Origin of the sequence: Breoghania sp. L-A4 (assembly GCF_003432385.1) — a bacterium.
GTDB lineage: Bacteria > Pseudomonadota > Alphaproteobacteria > Rhizobiales > Stappiaceae > Breoghania.
In genome coordinates this window covers 3,300,131-3,314,978 of record NZ_CP031841.1, presented here as the reverse complement: position 1 = coordinate 3,314,978, position 14,848 = coordinate 3,300,131, and the positions used below count along the sequence as shown (strand labels likewise).

Sequence of the window (14,848 nt, the reverse complement as noted above, 5' to 3'; positions counted from 1 at the left end):
TTTTTCAAAATTCGGACTCGCGGGCGGAGGGTGGAAGCCGCTAGACTGTGCCGATGCGAGCACGGCTGGCTGCCCTGGGCCTGGCCTGCGCGGTTCAGCCCGCGGCCGCGCAGGACCTCAATCTCGTGTATTTTTCCACCGAGCCGGATTTCGCCGGCGCCGGCTGGACGCACGCGCCCCTGGGGCTCGGCGCCTCGGGCCCCATCGGCAGCCTGGAGCTCGGCGGCACCTTCGACGGCACGCCGGTGATCAGCCTGACGCTGGGATGGCGGATGGTCGCCGGGCGGCTGGTGGCGACGCTGACCGGCGGCGCGGAGATCACCGGCGACATCACCCCGCTGGGCTCGCTCGATCTGTGGTGGGACCGGGACGCGCTGATGGCGGCGGGCAGTTTCGAGGCGACGCCGGACTATGTGGACTGGCGCGTCGCCACCGGCTGGCGGCCGCAGGAGGGGTGGCCGTGGATCGGGCCGGAAGTCTCGGCCGCCGACGGGCCGGCGCGCTTCGGCCTGCACGCCACCAATATTCCGCTGCCGTTCGGCGCCGAGGGCCGCGCGTCCGTGGCCTTCTCGGACATCGAGACCTATTGGGAACTGTCGCTGTGGCGGCGGTTCTAGGGCATATCCGGTCTTCGCGGGATCGGCCGTTTCGACGTGGCATGGCGCGCAGGCGCAAGATGCCAAGAGGTGGAGGCCTGGCCGAACAAGCGGCCGATCCTTCGAGACAGCCGCCTTCGACGGCTTCCTCAGGATGAGGTCATCGTGTTGATATCTTTACAAGATCACCACACATGCAACGTCACCGTGGTGAGGCGCGCCCGGGTCTGGCCTGTGGCCGGCTCAAGGACAGGCTCCGCGCCGTCTCGAAGGGTCGATCACGTGGCCGCAGGCGCCTCCCGCAAAGCCCCCTGATGGACCGCTGCGGCCATCTGTTTCCATGAAAAAACGGGTCTGCTCTGGAGCCGCGCCGGTCTCTTTCGTCGATCGCGCCGGGAACCAAAGGCGCGTCCGCGCATTATCACCTCGCAACAACGGAGGTTATCATGGGACGCGGCATTCTTCTCTGGCTCATCGGCCTGCCCCTGCCGGTCATTCTCGTTCTCTGGCTGCTGGGTTTCCTGAGCTGATTGTCCGGGCGGCCATGGGCCGCCCTTTTTTCCTTCTCCACAGACGTAACGCGACGACAGCGAAGCTCACGGCTGCGCACCGTTCGCTTCCCGCTTGGCTGTTGCCGCCGGCATCACGAACGCCATCAGAACAATCGCGCCGATGAGCAAGACGGCGTCGATGGTGACATGCAGAAGGAACAGTCCGACGGCGCCGTAGAAGACGCCCAGAGCGCCCAGGATCAGCGACCACGCGCGCGACAGGCCGCCGAGCGCCAGCGCCAGTCCGATGGTCATGGCAAGCGTGGGGCAGGGAAGCAGTCCGGTCGGCGCCGCATGGAACGCGTCGGGCAGGGTGAGCGATCCCGTGAAATGGGGGTAGACCCAGCCGAAGGCGAACAACGCCGCGCCCGGCAAGACCATCCACCACGGCGCGATACGGACCCGTCCGGCCGGCACGGGCAACGCCGCGAGTACCACCCCGGCTACCGCGAATGCTGTGCCGTTGAACGGATTGCCGGTCGTCCAGGCAAGCGCGCTCACGGAAAAGAGCGGGATGCCAAGCATGATGCCGGCAAGCCGCTTGACCGGGCGGAGCCCTGCGAACAATCCAACCGCCAACGCCGCGTAGTAGAGGTGCCAGACAACCGCAAGCCATCGCCACAGTTCCGCGATGTCGTTGAGATTGGCGAGAATGGCGTCGGCGGACATCCCTTGCTTTCCTCCCAGCACCGGATCTGTTCCCGGCCTTGAATTGACGGAGCCCGGCGGCATGTGTTGCTTCGCAGACTCCAGCCGGCTTCGTGATCGTGGGTAGCAGTCCCTGCGCTTCCCGGCCTTGACCCGCATCAACCCGCCACGTCCGCCGCCTGACGCGACGTTTCCGGTGATAGCGGGCGGCGATCGTCCGGCGGACGTTGACTCCGCCTGAAAATCATCGTTTTTCAGAGGCAGCACGCGCCGGGAACACCGTGTTTCCGCCGCAAGACAAAGGGGAGGTGCATTCCATGCGCAAGTTATTCATCGCGTGCGCGGCCGCGACCGCGCTCGTCACGCCGCTGGCCACACCGGCGTTCGCCCAGACCGTGACCGTCGCCGTCACGGCCATCGTCGAACACCCGGCGCTCGACGCCTGCCGCGACGGCGTGAAGGACGCGCTCGAGGCGGCCGGCTACAAGACCGGCGAGAACCTGAATTTCGTCTACGAGTCGGCGCAGGGCAATCCGGCGACGGCGACGCAGATCGCGCGCAAGTTCGTCGGCGATCGCCCCGATGTGATCGTGCCGATTTCCACGCCGTCCGCGCAGGCCGTGGCCTCCGCCACCAGGGACATCCCGATCGTCTTCTCCGCCGTCACCGATCCGGTCGGCGCGCAGCTTGTTGAATCGATGGACAAGCCGGGCGCCAATGTCACCGGCATCTCCGACTTCTCGCCGATCGCCGAGCAGCTTGCGCTGATCAAGGAAATCAGGCCCGACGTGAAGACGCTCGGCGTGATCTACAACGCGGGCGAGGCGAATTCCGTCTCTACCGTGGCGGCGCTGAAAAAGCTGGGCGCGGAGGCGGGCATCGAGATCGTCGAATCCACCGCCACCAAAACATCCGAAGTGCAACAGGCCACCCGCGCGCTCGTCGGCAAGGCGGATGCGCTCTATGTGCCCACGGATAACACCATCGTCTCGGCGTTCGAGGCGGCGGTGAAGGTGGCGGTCGAGAACAAGCTGCCGCTTTATGCCGCGGACACTGATTCCGTGGAACGCGGCGCGCTGGCCGCCATCGGCTTCAACTACTACGATGTCGGCAAGCAGACCGGCGAGGTCGTGGTGGCGATCCTCAAGGGCACCGCGCCGGCCGACATTCCCGTGACGGTCGCCAAGGGCACCAACCTGATGGTCAACGTGAAGACCGCGGCCGCCATCGGGCTGAACATTCCGGCCACCGTGCTGGATCGGGCGAGCAAAGTGGTCGAATAGACCACGCCCGCGAGACAAGCTTTCGCCGCCGCGCCCGGATCCCGTGCGCGGCGGTTTGGTATCGGGCCCGCCTGCGGGCTGACGCGATCTCCAACATGCCGGGTGTGCCGTGACTGAAATCGCCTTCTGGGGCGCCGTCGAGCTGGGCCTCGTCTATGCGTTTGTCGCGCTGGGCGTCTATCTCGCCTTCCGCGTTCTCGACTTTCCCGATCTCACCGTGGATGGATCGCTGCCGCTGGGCGGCGCGGTGGCGGGCGTGCTGATCATCAACGGCGTCAATCCATGGGCGGCGACGCTTTGCGCCATGGCGGCGGGCGCCGTGGCCGGCATCGTCACGGCGACGCTGAACGTGCGCTTCAAGATCCTGCATCTTCTGGCCTCCATTCTCACGATGATCGCGCTGTTTTCCATCAACCTGCGCATCATGGGCCGGCCGAACATCGCGCTCTTGCGCGAGGAGACGGTGCTCACGCCGTTCTACGGGCTGGGGCTTGCCGATTATCTCGTGCGCCCGGCCTTCGTCTTCGTGCTGGTGGTCGCAGCCGTTATCGCGCTCGCGTGGTTCCTGCGCTCGGATTTCGGGCTGGCGATGCGGGCGACGGGCGCCAATGCGCGCATGGCGGCGGCGCAGGGCGTGCGCACCAATCTGCAGATCTATGTCGGCATGGCGCTGTCCAACGCGCTTGTCGGGCTGGCCGGCGCGCTGTTCGCCCAGACCAACGGCTTCGCCGACGTGACCTCGGGCGTCGGCACCATCGTTGTCGGACTGGCGGCCGTCATCGTCGGCGAGACGCTGCTGCCCAGCCGGCTGATTGCGATCGCTCTGGTTGGCGCCGTCATCGGCTCGGTGGTCTATCGCATCGCGGTGCAGCTCGCGCTGTCGGCCGACGTCATCGGGCTGCAGGCGTCCGATCTCAATCTGGTGACCGCGGCGCTCGTCGCCTTCGCGCTGATCCTGCCGCAGATGCGCAAGAAGGGGAGGGCTCGGGCATGATCCGCGTCTGCAACCTCGGCGTCACCTTCGGCGCGGGCACGCCGTTGGAAAAGCGCGCGCTCAACGGCATCGATCTGACCATCGAGGAGGGCGAATTCGTCACGCTGATCGGGTCCAACGGCGCGGGCAAGTCGACGCTGCTCGGCGCGGTGGCCGGCGATGTCAGCGCCTCCGAGGGCACCATCACCATCGGTGATGCGGATGTGACGCGCTGGGGCACGGCCCGGCGGGCGGGCCTTGTCGCGCGCGTCTTCCAGGATCCGCTGGCGGGCTCCTGCGGCGGACTGTCGATTGCCGAGAACCTGGCGCTGGCGGTGGCGCGCGGTACGCGGCGCGGGCTTGGCGGCGCGCTGTCGGCCGAACGCCGGGCGCTGTTTCGCGAGCGCATCGCGCCGCTGGGGCTGGGTCTCGAGAACCGGCTTGAGGATCAGATGGGGCAGTTGTCCGGCGGCCAGAGGCAGGCGGTGTCGCTGGTGATGGCGACGCTGACCGACAGCCGGGTGCTGCTGCTTGATGAACACACGGCGGCGCTCGACCCGCATATGGCGGAGTTCGTGCTCGATCTGACGGTGCGGGTGCAGCGTGAGCTGTCGCTGACCACGCTGATGGTCACCCATTCCATGCGCCAGGCGCTGGACGTCGGCACCCGCACGGTGATGCTGCATGAGGGCAAGGTGGTGCTGGATGTGCGCGCAGAGGAGCGCGCCGGCCTCACGGTCGCGGATCTCGTCGCCATGTTCTCAAAGGTCCGCGGCCAGGAGATCGCCGACGACGCGCTGCTGCTGTGAGGGGCATTTGTGCAGGGACCCATCCTTCGAGACGGGCCTTCGGCCCTCCTCAGGATGAGGTCCATCGTGTTGATGGCCTGAAAATATTCGCCTCACGCACGTCCTCATCCTGAGAGGAGCGCGCGGGTCTCACGGTCGCCGATCTCGTCGCCATGTTCTCCAAGGTCCGCGGCCAGGAGATCGCCGACGATGCGCTGCTGCTGTGAGGGGGCATTTGTGCAGGGACCCATCCTTCGAGACGGGCCTTCGGCCCTCCTCAGGATGAGGTCCATCGTGATGAGAGCCTGAAAATATTCGCCTCACGCACGTCCTCATCCTGAGAGGAGCGCGCCGGGCTCACGGTCGCCGATCTCGTCGCCATGTTCTCAAAGGTCCGCGGCCAGGAGATCGCCGACGACGCGCTGCTGCTGTGAGGAGGCATTTGTGCAGGGGCCCATCCTTCGAGACGGGCCTTCGGCCCTCCTCAGGAAGAGGTCCATCGTGTTGATGGCCTGAAAATATTCGCCTCACGCACTTCCTCATCCTGAGAGGAGCGCGCGGGTCTCACGGTCGCGGATCTCGTCGCCATGTTCTCAAAGGTCCGCGGTCAGGAGATCGCCGACGACGCGCTGCTGCTGTGAGGGGGCATTTGTGCAGGGGCCCATCCTTCGAGACGGGCCTTCGGCCCTCCTCAGGATGAGGTCCATCGTGTTGAGGGCCTGAAAATATTCGCCTCACGCACGTCCTCATCCTGAGGAGGCCGCTTCAGCGGCCGTCTCGAAGGATGGGCGGTGTATTGCCCATGCGCTCCGCGCGCGCGGTTTGTAATGGCGCCGGGAGAATTCTGTTCCGCCATTTCACATCATTGGTAAGGATCATGGGGATGGCGATCTTGCGTCCATTTTTCTTATCCCTAAGATCCATCCCATGAACCTTCCTCCTCTCGTCTCCGGACGCCTGATCAAGCGCTACAAGCGGTTCCTCGCCGATGTCACCCTCGACAGCGGCGAGATCATTACCGCGCATTGCGCCAATCCGGGCTCGATGCTGGGGCTGAAGACGCCCGGCAGCCGGGTGTGGCTGTCGGTGTCGGACAATCCCAAGCGCAAGCTGAAATACTCCTGGGAGCTGGTCGAGGTCGGCGGCGTGCTGGTGGGTGTCTCCACCGCGCATCCGAACGCGCTGGTGGAAGAGGCTATTCTCGAAGGCACGATTTCCGAGTTGTCAGGCTACGCGACGCTCCGGCGCGAGGTGACATACGGCAAGAACTCGCGCATCGACATTCTGCTGGAGGACGACGCGCGGCCGAAGGCCTACGTCGAGGTGAAGAATGTCAATCTGGTGCGCGAGGCGGGGCTGGCGGAATTTCCCGACGCGGTCACGCTGCGCGGCGCCAAGCACCTCGCCGAGCTCGGCGACATGGTCGAGCAGGGCCACCGCGCGGTGATGGTCTATCTGGTGCAATATCCGGGATGCGAGCGCTTCTCGCTCAGCCGCGACATCGATCCGGCCTATGGCGCGGCGTTCGATCAGGCCCGGGCGCGCGGCGTCGAGGCGCTCGCCTATGTCTGCGACATCACGCAGGACGCGATCCGCCCCGCGCGCGCTATTGAGATCGCGGAGTAGCCGGCGGTCCCGCCGCCGGCCTGATTTTCCCGCTCAGCCGACCAGCGTGCTGCTGTCCTGTCGCACGAGGATGCGGCTGCCGTCGGGCACGCGGTTGTAGAGATCGATCACGTCCTGGTTGAGCAGACGGACGCAGCCCGAGGAGACGGCCTTGCCGATCGACCATTCCTCCGACGTGCCGTGGACGCGGTACAGGGTGTCTTGGCCACCCTCGAAGATGTAGAGCGCGCGGGCGCCGAGCGGATTGTCGAGGCCCGGCTCCATTCCCTGGCGATATTTCTCCAGCTCCGGCTGGCGGGCGATCATCTCCGCCGGCGGCGTCCAGGTCGGCCAGGCGCGCTTCCAGGCGATGCGCGCCTCTCCGTCCCAGGAGAAGCCGGCGCGGCCGATGCCGACGCCGTAGCGCATGGCCTGGCCATTTTCCATCGTCAGATAGAGATAGCGGTTGGGCGTGTCCACGATGATGGTGCCGACGGGTTCCGCCGTGGGGTAGTCGACCATGGTGCGGTAGAAGGCGGGGTCCACGTTCTTGAGGTTCACCGCGGGCAGCGGAAAGCGTTCCTGCGGCATGGCTGCGTACATGGCGAGATGCACGGGCTCGGCGGCGAGCGAAGGCGCGGCGAGCTGGCGTGTCTGGGCGCTGCAGCCGGCCAGAAGCAGGCCGGAGGAGCCGGCCAGGAAGGCGCGTCGTGTGATGGGCATGGTTCGGTGATTCCTGACGGCGACGGCCGGACGGGAAGGCGTCCGGTCGCATCGCATGAAAGACAGTGTGTTGGGATGTAGGCCCCGGAGGGGCGTCAGACGCGGCCTCTGGGCGGCGGTGTGGCGACGCGTTCGTAACGCTGGTCCGGGCGCGCGACGGGCTCAACGCCCATGGCGATGCGGTGTGGCGCGCGGGCGTCGAGGATCTCGCCGGGGCTCAGCGTCGCGTCGAGGCACAGCCGTTGCCCGCACCGTTTGGCGCCGGCCGGTTGGGCCGTCGCCGGACGCTGGGCGGTCCGTGCCCAGGCGTCCTGACTCTGCGCAGGAGCATCGGCACGGGCAAGCGTCCGCGATCCGCCCTGCTGCAGGCCGGAGGTGAAGACCGCCGCGATCAGCAGCAGGCTGGCGCACAGGCGCAAAAAGGGGGTGGTGGCGCGCCACGGGGACCAACTCATGGTGCGGTGTTAGCACCGCCCCGCGCGGCCAAGAAGGCGGTTGCGTTCACATTCGCGTCAAAGGTGCGATTTGCGGCAGAAATGACACGCCCGCCGTGCCTCAGCCTTGGCTTTCCTTGGACAGCGGCGGCTGGAAGGTCAGGCCCATATCCCAGGGGAAATAGATCCAGGTGTCCTGGGAGACCTCGGTGATGAAGGTGTCGACCATCGGCCGGCCCATCGGCTTGGCGTAGACGGTGGCGAAATGCGCCTTGGGCAGCATCTCGCGCACCACCTGGGCGGTCTTGCCGGTGTCCACCAGATCGTCGATCACCAGAACGCCGGCGCCTTCGCCGCCGTCCAGCCCGATGACCTTGGGATCGACCGGCTTGATGACCTGCAGCCCGCCCTGGTCCTTGTAGTCATGGTACGAGGCGATGCAGACCGTCTCGATCATCCGGATGCCGAGCTCGCGCGCCACGATGGCCGCGGGCACCAGCCCGCCGCGGGTGATGCAGACGATGGCTTCCCATTCGCCCTGGCTGGCGAGGCGCCAGGCAAGGGCGCGGGCGTCGCGGTGGAACTGTTCCCAGTGGACGGGAAAGGCTTTCGGCTGGCCGGTTTCCATGGTGCGGTCTCTCAATTCAGGTGGCGCGCGCGGCAGGCTGCTGCAGGGCGGGGATTTGCGACGGTCAGTCTTCTGCGCGCAAGGCGTCCAGCGCCTGCTCGACCTCGGCGGTGACCCGGTCGAGCAGCGCCTGGTCGCGGGCGCGCACGACGATCTGCGTGGTGAAACGGGCGCCATCGGCGCGCGGGTAGGAGCCGATCAGCACGCCCTCGTGCGCGTCCTGGATGGCGGAAATGGCCTTGGCGACGCGGCTTTCCGGCAGCCCCGCCTCAATCGCCGCGGACAGCATCACCTTGCCGGTCTTGAGGCCAGGCGCCAGCGCGTCGAGCATCGCCTGGAAGATCGCCGGCACGCCGGCCATCACATGCACGTTGCCGATGCGAAAGCCCGGCGCAGTGGAGACCGAGTTCTCGATCAGCTCGGCGCCTTGCGGGACCCGCGCCATGCGCATGCGCGGATGCTCCATGTCGACCGATCCGTAGCGCTCGCACAGCATGGCGACGGCGCGCGGGTCGAAATCGATGGGCACGCCGAAGGCGGCGGCGATGGAATCGGCGGTGATGTCGTCATGGGTCGGGCCGATGCCGCCGGAGGTGAAGACGTAGTCGTAGCGCGGGCGCACGGCGTTGATCGCCTCGACGATGCGTTCGCGCACATCGGGCACCACGCGGACCTCCTCGAGATCGATGCCGATGGCGGTGAGATATTCGGCGATGTAGCCGATGTTCTTGTCCTTGGTGCGGCCGGACAGGATCTCGTCGCCAATGACAATGAAGGCCGCCGTGACGAGATCGTCACCGGCGGACGGCGTGCCCGGCGTCGTCTGTGCTGCTGCGTCGCCCATGCGGCTCTCCCCATGATGGATGTGCGGTACCGATCGGCTCGTGTAGCGCAGGAAAGGGCGCTTCTCAAGCGGTTTGGCGCAGGCCGCCCCGCGCCCGGACGGGAGCGTCCGTCACATCCGCCAGCCGTAGAGCCAGTCGTAGCGGTGGAGCAGCTTTTCGCCTGAGAGAAAGCGGATGCCCATGTCTCGGATCATCGCGCCGACGCCGTCCTGATGATAGGTGCGAGCATTGTCGCGCGCGGTGCGCATGACGCGTTCGACGCGGTCCTTGCGGTCCCGCTCGTAGGCGAGAAGGGCAGCGGGCGTGTCGGCGTTCTCGGTGAGGGAGCGCGCGAGCACCGCGGCGTCCTCGATCGCCATGGCGCCGCCCTGGGCCATGAACGGCAGCATGGCATGGGCCGCGTCGCCCAAAAGCGAGATGCGCCCTTCCGTCCAGATGGTGCCGGGGCCGACGTCGCACAGGGCCCATTTGAGCCATGTGTCGGGCCGCTGCAACAGACTGCGCGGCGCCTCGGGCCAGTCGGCGAAGCGCGGCAGCAACTGCTCGGGGTCGCCCGGCGCCGACCATTCTTCCTCATGCCAGTCGTCCTCGACCACGGCGACCAGATTGAGCGCCTCGCCGCCGCGGATGGGGTAGTGCACCAGATGCGCGCGCGGCCCCATCCAGACGCTGGAGGAGACCCGGTCTTCCGCGCGCACATGGGTGGCCGGGATCAGCGCGCGATAGGCGATGCGGCCGGAGAATTGCGCGGACGGCAGCCGCAGCATGCGGCGGCGCACCGCCGACCAGACGCCATCGGCGCCGATCAGCGCGTCGCCGCGCAGGGTGGAGGCGCCATCCTCGCCCTGGACCTCGACGGTGACGCCGTCATCGTCGCTCTCGGCGTCGGCAACGGCCGCGCCCAGGTGAATGTCGATGTCGCCGCGCGCGGTGACGGCGGCCAGCAGCGCGCGGTGCAGATCGCCGCGATGCACCACGCAATAGGGCGCGCCATAGCGTTTCACGGCGGTATCGCCCAGCGGCACGCGGCCGACAAGGCCGCCGGCGCGCACGGAGTTCAGGCGGATTTCCAAAGGCTGCACGCAGTCGCGCCCCAGCCGCTCGATCACGCCGAGGCTGTCGAGAATGCGATGCGCGTTGGGAGAAAGCTGAATGCCGGCGCCCAGCTCGCTGAGCGCGGCGTTGCGCTCGATCAGCGTGACCCGGAATCCGGCCCCGGACAACGCCAAGGCGGCGGTCAGTCCGCCGATGCCGGCGCCCGCCAGGACAATATGTCTTTCGGGGCTGGTTTCCGGCGTCATCGGCCGACCCGCTATCCGGTCGCCCGCAGGACGACATCGGCGGCGTCATGGCGCCACTCGCAGCCGTCGGGATTCGATTCGGTCGGCTTCAGGCCGGCGTCGAATTGATAGAGCGTCGAGCAATAGGGGCAGACGATCGCGTCGTCGCCGCCCATGTCGAGAAATACATGCGGGTGGTCGAACGGCGGCGTTGCGCCGATGCACATGAATTCATGCGCGCCGATGCCGATGCGTTCGACGCCCTGGTCGTTCTGGAAATGGGGAACGGCTTGATCCGCCATCGTGGTGTCCTGCCCATGCCTGTTTGCCTTGCGCGGACCATAACGGGCCGCGCGCGCCATGGGTAGGGGGTATGTGGGGGAGGGATGTCGCTGGAGGGGGAAGGCGCCGTAAGACCGTGCGACGTCAGAGATGCCGCTCGACGTCCATGCTCTGGTGCAGGATGCGGACGACGATGAGCCGCTCGTCGGCCAGTTTGAAATAGATCATGTGAGATCCTGACGCCGCCTTGCGGTAGCCACTGCGCACGTGCTCGGCCGAGCGACCCTTGATGCGACCGGCGCGCAGACTTTCACAGGTCGCCTGCATGTCACGAAGATAGCGCTCGGCCTGCGCCAGTCCCCATTGTTTCACAGTGTAATCAAAAATGGCGTCCAGATCGGCTCTCGCGGCTGGTAAAAACTGGAGCCGCATGGGTCAGCCGCCCGTGCTTTTTGACGTCTTCCCGGCGATGTAGGCATCGAAATCGAAGTCTTCCGGCTCGCCGGAGGTTTCGCCGGCGGCCAATGCTGATCTCAGGATATCCAGCTTTGCTTCCTGTTCTTCGAGCAGCCGGAGGCCTGCGCGCACCACATCGCTGGCGCTCGCATATCGGCCGGTCTTGACACTCTGGTCGACAAAGCCGGCGAAATGATCGCCCAGCGAGACGGATGTGTTGCGGGACATGAAATGCTCCTTTGTGCGGATAGTACCAAGATTTGGTATTTTCGGCAATGAAGGTGGTCCGATGCGGTTATTTCAGGAGGGCAGGATTGGTTGCGGTTTGGGAGGTGTTGAAACTCAAGTTTGGTACCGGTGCGGCTCTCTTCGAATTTTCAAATAAAACCAGTGTCATCCCCGCGTCGGCGGGGATCCAGTATCCACCGCCCCAAGTCGGGCGCGTCAAGGCCGGCCAAAAGGATGCTGGATCCCCGGGCAGACTTCCCCGAGGATGACGCAGCGGAGGAGATCGCATCGGGGGGCAGCAGAGTCGATGGCGTCCCACGAGGGTTGGGACGCACGCGCCGATACTCGACTGACTCCGCTATGTCTCATCTCACCCCTTCCCAAGTCCCGGCCTTGCGCTTATCGTCTGCATCCAAACCCCTCTCCTGCTTACGTAAACGTCAGGTGCTTATGTCCTCCTTTGATGCCGCCGCGCTGAAAACCAAAACCTTCGATTCCGATGGCGTCGAGATTGCCTATCTCGATGTGGGCGCCGGCGAGCCGATTTTGCTGATCCACGGGTTCGCGTCGTCCAAGGCGGTGAACTGGGTACATACGGGCTGGGTGGAGCTGCTGGTGAAGGCCGGGCGGCGGGTGATCGCCATCGACAACCGCGGCCACGGCGAGAGCGAGAAACTCTATGACACGGAGCAATATGGCGCGCCGATCATGGCGGAGGACGCCTATCGGCTGCTCGATCACCTGAAAATCGAGAAGGCCGACGTGATGGGCTATTCGATGGGCACGCGGATTTCCGCGTTTCTCACCATGAACCATCCCGAGCGTGTTCGGCGTGTAATTTTTGGCGGGCTGGGCTACGGCATGATCAAGGGCGTGGGCGCGTCCGAACCGATCGCCGAGGCGCTGGAGGCAGAGAGCATCGATGACGTCAGCGATCCCGTGGGCCGGGCGTTTCGCAAATTCGCCGAGCAGACCAGATCCGACCGGATGGCGCTGGCCACCTGCATCCGCTCCGCGCGGCAGAAGATCCACGCGCAGGACGTGGCGCGGATCACCTGCCCGGTGCTGGTGGCGGTGGGCACGCGCGACGACATCGCAGGTTCCGCAGCAGATCTCGCCAGCCTGATCCCCAAGGCGCGGGTGCTGGACATTCCTGATCGGGATCACATGCTGGCGGTGGGCGACAAGGTCTACAAGCAGGGCGTGCTGGATTTTCTCAGCCAGCCGGTGGCGTCGTGACGGCGGTCGAGGCGCGCGCCATCCGCTTCACGGGCGCGACGGGCAACCGGATTGCCGGCGACGTGCGCGGACCCGAGGGCGATGCGCCCGTGGTGCTGCTGGTGCACGGCGGTGGCCAGACCCGGCACTCCTGGGAGTCGACGGCTGAGCAACTGGCCGAACTCGGCATGACGGCGATCACCATCGATCAGCGCGGCCACGGCGACAGCGACTGGCTCGCCGACGGCCGCTATCATTTTGCCGACTATGCGGCGGATCTCGTCGCGGTGGCGCGCGCGATCGCGGAAAAATTCGGCGCCCGTCCTGTGGCCATCGGGGCCTCACTGGGGGCATCGCCGCGACGATCGCGGAAGGTGATGCGCCGGGCGTCTTGCGCGCGCTCGTGCTCGTCGACGTGGTGCCGCGCATGGACCCGGAAGGGGTGAGCAAGATCACCGGCTTCATGGCCGAGCGCATGCGCGAGGGCTTCGCGACGGTGGGCGAGGCCGCGGAAGCAGTCGCCGCCTATCTGCCGCAGCGCCGCCGTCCGAAGAACACCGAGGGCCTGCGCAAGAATCTGCGGCTGCACGACGACGGCCGCTACCGCTGGCACTGGGATCCGCGTTTCATCGACGGACCCTACAGCGTCGATTCGGGCGCGGCGGCGGGCGCGGCGCGGATGGAGGCGGCGGCGCGCGGGTTGGCGCTTCCGGTGATGCTGGTGCGCGGCGGACGCTCGGAGCTGGTGCCGGAGGAAAGCGCGCGGCACTTCCTCGAGCTGGTGCCCCATGCCGAGTATCGCGATGTGACGGAGGCCGGGCACATGGTGGCGGGCGACCGCAACGACGCGTTTTCGGAAGCGGTCATCGACTTCCTGCGCTCGCTGGATGCGGTGTAGGTGAATTTCTCAGTTGTTGCCGATACTTACGCATATTTGCGGATAAAATGATTCAGGCGCCCGGGTGAGCGGCATGGGTATTTCCGCGCATGCGCCGGGCGGCGAAAGGCGAGTCCGCGGAGTCGCTTGGCACGTGGCGCTTGCCGCCCGCCGCAGCTCCGGGCCTGTCATCTTGAGTCAACGTCTTCAGGTATTGGGTGCGGCGGCGGGACTTCATGCGATGAATCAGGTTGAACGCACGGCTGCCGACCGGGCTTCCTCATGCGGTGAATCCACTTGAACGCGGGCTGAAATCGCGAGTCGTTTGAATCGCTTGCGGCTGGCTCTTGCGGTGTGACTGCGCCGTGCAAGCTCCTGGCGCCATCATCACTTCAAGAGCCTGAGACGGTGATTCAAGACGGGCTGCGGCGTGTTGTTGAACGGCGGCGCCCATGGCGTGGTGCCCCGTAAAGCTGACAGGGCGGGCGCGAAGTGCGATGATCAAGCGTGGCTTGCGCGCAGCCCACGACTGGGGCGCGCGCTCCCATGCGGCGGCGAGGCAACGCCGAGCGGGTCCGATATCCCGACCGCCGCAACACTCCCATGGATGCAGCCTGTTTGGCCGCCGATGAATGGAGTTGATTTCATGACCTTGAAATTTGGAACGCCGCGCGTCAGCTCGCGGACGCGGCGAGACCCCGACACGAGACGCGACGTCACGACCTATACGATTTGCGTGACGGTCGAGAACGATGACGGGTCGGCGGATGTCGATACCAGCGTGACGCTGTACTATCAGGATCGCGACACGACACCGGGGACGCCTCCGGGTGCGATCATCAGCACGATTTGCACCCGAAGCATCACGGTGCCCAGGCGCCGTGTTATCCGCGATGCCGGCGGCAATGTCGTGATCGAGGCGAACGGCACCATTGATGTATGCTGTACCTTGCGCGGACGGCCGCTCGACGGGCAGGAGTTCATCGCCGTTGGAGGCACCACCAAGGACAGCGATGGAGATGTCCAGTCCGGAGGCCGCGGCAATTTCTATTCGCCGACGCTGACCTACACCCGTCCGCGGCGCGTCTCGATGCGCCCGGGCGAAAAATTGCCGTACAGCTCGCTGGTCGGCGTTGGCTTCGACAAGGTGGAGGCGCTCAAGGTCACCGCCGCGCTGGAGGTGCCTCCGGGATGGGATCTCGATTTTCCCGGTCCCGCGCCGAAGGGCCCATACCCGGCGGCGTTCGAGTTCACCGTGCGGGCGCGACCCGGCGCCGCGGCCGGCGAGACCATGCGCCTGACGTTGCGCACGCACCTTCCCAGCGAAGGCGACGCGCAATGCGAGGAGACCATCATGGATTTCGTCGTCGGCGATCCGGACACCTGTTGTCCGTGCTGCGGCGCGTCGAAGGATGGCGGGCCGCCGGTGTAAC

The 14,848-nt window shown here is 66.4% G+C and carries 18 protein-coding genes; 9 read left to right on the top strand and 9 right to left on the bottom strand.

Features of this window, described 5'->3' with window-relative positions:
• Nucleotides 1-53 precede the first annotated feature (53 nt).
• A complete protein-coding gene (locus D1F64_RS15200) occupies nucleotides 54-617 on the top strand; it encodes a hypothetical protein (RefSeq protein WP_162901587.1) in 564 nt (187 codons plus the stop codon).
• Between the two features lie 575 nt (nucleotides 618-1,192).
• Here D1F64_RS15200 and D1F64_RS15195 read toward each other — a convergent pair.
• Nucleotides 1,193-1,816, bottom strand: a complete 624-nt coding sequence (locus tag D1F64_RS15195) for a hypothetical protein (protein ID WP_117413105.1) — start codon at nucleotides 1,814-1,816, stop codon at nucleotides 1,193-1,195.
• Between the two features lie 296 nt (nucleotides 1,817-2,112).
• On the opposite strand from D1F64_RS15195, the gene D1F64_RS15190 reads away from it, so the two are divergent.
• The 4 genes from D1F64_RS15190 (at nucleotide 2,113) to sfsA (ending at nucleotide 6,465) form a co-directional block, all read left to right on the top strand.
• Nucleotides 2,113-3,078, top strand: coding sequence for an ABC transporter substrate-binding protein (locus D1F64_RS15190; protein WP_117414634.1), 966 nt, complete (start codon nucleotides 2,113-2,115; stop codon nucleotides 3,076-3,078).
• A gap of 109 nt (nucleotides 3,079-3,187) precedes the next feature.
• The gene (locus D1F64_RS15185) at nucleotides 3,188-4,072 is read left to right on the top strand and encodes an ABC transporter permease (protein ID WP_117413104.1); all 885 of its coding nucleotides are present in this window, start codon (nucleotides 3,188-3,190) and stop codon (nucleotides 4,070-4,072) included.
• Entirely contained in the window at nucleotides 4,069-4,860 is a 792-nt protein-coding gene (locus tag D1F64_RS15180) for an ABC transporter ATP-binding protein (protein ID WP_117413103.1), read from the top strand. Before D1F64_RS15185 ends, D1F64_RS15180 begins: the two co-directional genes overlap by 4 nt.
• Before the next feature lie 906 nt (nucleotides 4,861-5,766).
• Entirely contained in the window at nucleotides 5,767-6,465 is a 699-nt protein-coding gene (gene sfsA / locus D1F64_RS15160; RefSeq protein WP_117413102.1) for a DNA/RNA nuclease SfsA, read from the top strand.
• 33 nt (nucleotides 6,466-6,498) lie between these two features.
• On the opposite strand, the gene D1F64_RS15155 is transcribed toward sfsA, so the two are convergent.
• From D1F64_RS15155 to D1F64_RS15120, 8 genes are all read right to left on the bottom strand, one after another.
• Nucleotides 6,499-7,167, bottom strand: a complete 669-nt coding sequence (locus D1F64_RS15155; protein WP_205470490.1) for a L,D-transpeptidase — start codon at nucleotides 7,165-7,167, stop codon at nucleotides 6,499-6,501.
• A 95-nt stretch (nucleotides 7,168-7,262) separates the two neighbouring features.
• Nucleotides 7,263-7,622, bottom strand: a complete 360-nt coding sequence (locus D1F64_RS15150; RefSeq protein WP_162901586.1) for a hypothetical protein — start codon at nucleotides 7,620-7,622, stop codon at nucleotides 7,263-7,265.
• 100 nt (nucleotides 7,623-7,722) lie between these two features.
• The gene (gene gpt, locus D1F64_RS15145) at nucleotides 7,723-8,229 is read right to left on the bottom strand and encodes a xanthine phosphoribosyltransferase (RefSeq protein ID WP_117413100.1); all 507 of its coding nucleotides are present in this window, start codon (nucleotides 8,227-8,229) and stop codon (nucleotides 7,723-7,725) included.
• A 64-nt stretch (nucleotides 8,230-8,293) separates the two neighbouring features.
• The gene (locus D1F64_RS15140; protein WP_117413099.1) at nucleotides 8,294-9,073 is read right to left on the bottom strand and encodes a molybdopterin-binding protein; all 780 of its coding nucleotides are present in this window, start codon (nucleotides 9,071-9,073) and stop codon (nucleotides 8,294-8,296) included.
• Nucleotides 9,074-9,184: 111 nt separating this feature from the next.
• A complete protein-coding gene (locus D1F64_RS15135) occupies nucleotides 9,185-10,375 on the bottom strand; it encodes an FAD-dependent monooxygenase (RefSeq protein ID WP_117413098.1) in 1,191 nt (396 codons plus the stop codon).
• An 11-nt stretch (nucleotides 10,376-10,386) separates the two neighbouring features.
• Nucleotides 10,387-10,656 carry a zinc-finger domain-containing protein gene (locus tag D1F64_RS15130; protein ID WP_117414632.1) on the bottom strand — a complete coding sequence of 90 codons (270 nt, stop codon included), beginning with the start codon at nucleotides 10,654-10,656 and terminating at the stop codon, nucleotides 10,387-10,389.
• 124 nt (nucleotides 10,657-10,780) lie between these two features.
• Nucleotides 10,781-11,068, bottom strand: a complete 288-nt coding sequence (locus D1F64_RS15125; RefSeq protein WP_117413097.1) for a type II toxin-antitoxin system RelE/ParE family toxin — start codon at nucleotides 11,066-11,068, stop codon at nucleotides 10,781-10,783.
• Nucleotides 11,069-11,071: 3 nt separating this feature from the next.
• Entirely contained in the window at nucleotides 11,072-11,320 is a 249-nt protein-coding gene (locus D1F64_RS15120) for a type II toxin-antitoxin system ParD family antitoxin (RefSeq protein ID WP_117413096.1), read from the bottom strand.
• Between the two features lie 450 nt (nucleotides 11,321-11,770).
• Between D1F64_RS15120 and D1F64_RS15115 the strand changes: the two genes are divergently transcribed.
• The 4 genes from D1F64_RS15115 (at nucleotide 11,771) to D1F64_RS15105 (ending at nucleotide 14,847) form a co-directional block, all read left to right on the top strand.
• The gene (locus tag D1F64_RS15115) at nucleotides 11,771-12,559 is read left to right on the top strand and encodes an alpha/beta hydrolase (protein ID WP_117413095.1); all 789 of its coding nucleotides are present in this window, start codon (nucleotides 11,771-11,773) and stop codon (nucleotides 12,557-12,559) included.
• Nucleotides 12,556-12,984 (top strand): alpha/beta fold hydrolase, encoded by a 429-nt coding sequence (locus D1F64_RS25480; protein WP_346432245.1) that lies wholly within the window; start codon nucleotides 12,556-12,558, stop codon nucleotides 12,982-12,984. Before D1F64_RS15115 ends, D1F64_RS25480 begins: the two co-directional genes overlap by 4 nt.
• On the top strand, nucleotides 12,930-13,436 hold the full coding sequence (locus D1F64_RS25475; RefSeq protein ID WP_346432244.1) for an alpha/beta hydrolase: 507 nt from the start codon (nucleotides 12,930-12,932) through the stop codon (nucleotides 13,434-13,436). The genes D1F64_RS25480 and D1F64_RS25475 overlap by 55 nt, the downstream gene beginning before the upstream one ends.
• A gap of 415 nt (nucleotides 13,437-13,851) precedes the next feature.
• Entirely contained in the window at nucleotides 13,852-14,847 is a 996-nt protein-coding gene (locus D1F64_RS15105) for a hypothetical protein (protein WP_162901585.1), read from the top strand.
• The last annotated feature ends 1 nt before the right edge of the window (nucleotide 14,848 follow it).

What these genes read in the sequence shown, in the direction of transcription:
- D1F64_RS15140 (WP_117413099.1), bottom strand. Translation starts at nt 9,073, where the DNA reads ATGGGCGACGCAGCAGCACAGACGACGCCGGGCACGCCGTCCGCCGGT.
- D1F64_RS15195 (WP_117413105.1), bottom strand. Translation starts at nt 1,816, where the DNA reads ATGTCCGCCGACGCCATTCTCGCCAATCTCAACGACATCGCGGAACTG.
- D1F64_RS15120 (WP_117413096.1), bottom strand. Translation starts at nt 11,320, where the DNA reads ATGTCCCGCAACACATCCGTCTCGCTGGGCGATCATTTCGCCGGCTTT.
- sfsA (WP_117413102.1), top strand. Translation starts at nt 5,767, where the DNA reads ATGAACCTTCCTCCTCTCGTCTCCGGACGCCTGATCAAGCGCTACAAG.
- D1F64_RS15130 (WP_117414632.1), bottom strand. Translation starts at nt 10,656, where the DNA reads ATGGCGGATCAAGCCGTTCCCCATTTCCAGAACGACCAGGGCGTCGAA.
- D1F64_RS15150 (WP_162901586.1), bottom strand. Translation starts at nt 7,622, where the DNA reads ATGAGTTGGTCCCCGTGGCGCGCCACCACCCCCTTTTTGCGCCTGTGC.
- D1F64_RS15135 (WP_117413098.1), bottom strand. Translation starts at nt 10,375, where the DNA reads ATGACGCCGGAAACCAGCCCCGAAAGACATATTGTCCTGGCGGGCGCC.
- D1F64_RS15125 (WP_117413097.1), bottom strand. Translation starts at nt 11,068, where the DNA reads ATGCGGCTCCAGTTTTTACCAGCCGCGAGAGCCGATCTGGACGCCATT.
- D1F64_RS15115 (WP_117413095.1), top strand. Translation starts at nt 11,771, where the DNA reads ATGTCCTCCTTTGATGCCGCCGCGCTGAAAACCAAAACCTTCGATTCC.
- D1F64_RS15190 (WP_117414634.1), top strand. Translation starts at nt 2,113, where the DNA reads ATGCGCAAGTTATTCATCGCGTGCGCGGCCGCGACCGCGCTCGTCACG.
- gpt (WP_117413100.1), bottom strand. Translation starts at nt 8,229, where the DNA reads ATGGAAACCGGCCAGCCGAAAGCCTTTCCCGTCCACTGGGAACAGTTC.
- D1F64_RS15180 (WP_117413103.1), top strand. Translation starts at nt 4,069, where the DNA reads ATGATCCGCGTCTGCAACCTCGGCGTCACCTTCGGCGCGGGCACGCCG.
- D1F64_RS15200 (WP_162901587.1), top strand. Translation starts at nt 54, where the DNA reads ATGCGAGCACGGCTGGCTGCCCTGGGCCTGGCCTGCGCGGTTCAGCCC.
- D1F64_RS15155 (WP_205470490.1), bottom strand. Translation starts at nt 7,167, where the DNA reads ATGCCCATCACACGACGCGCCTTCCTGGCCGGCTCCTCCGGCCTGCTT.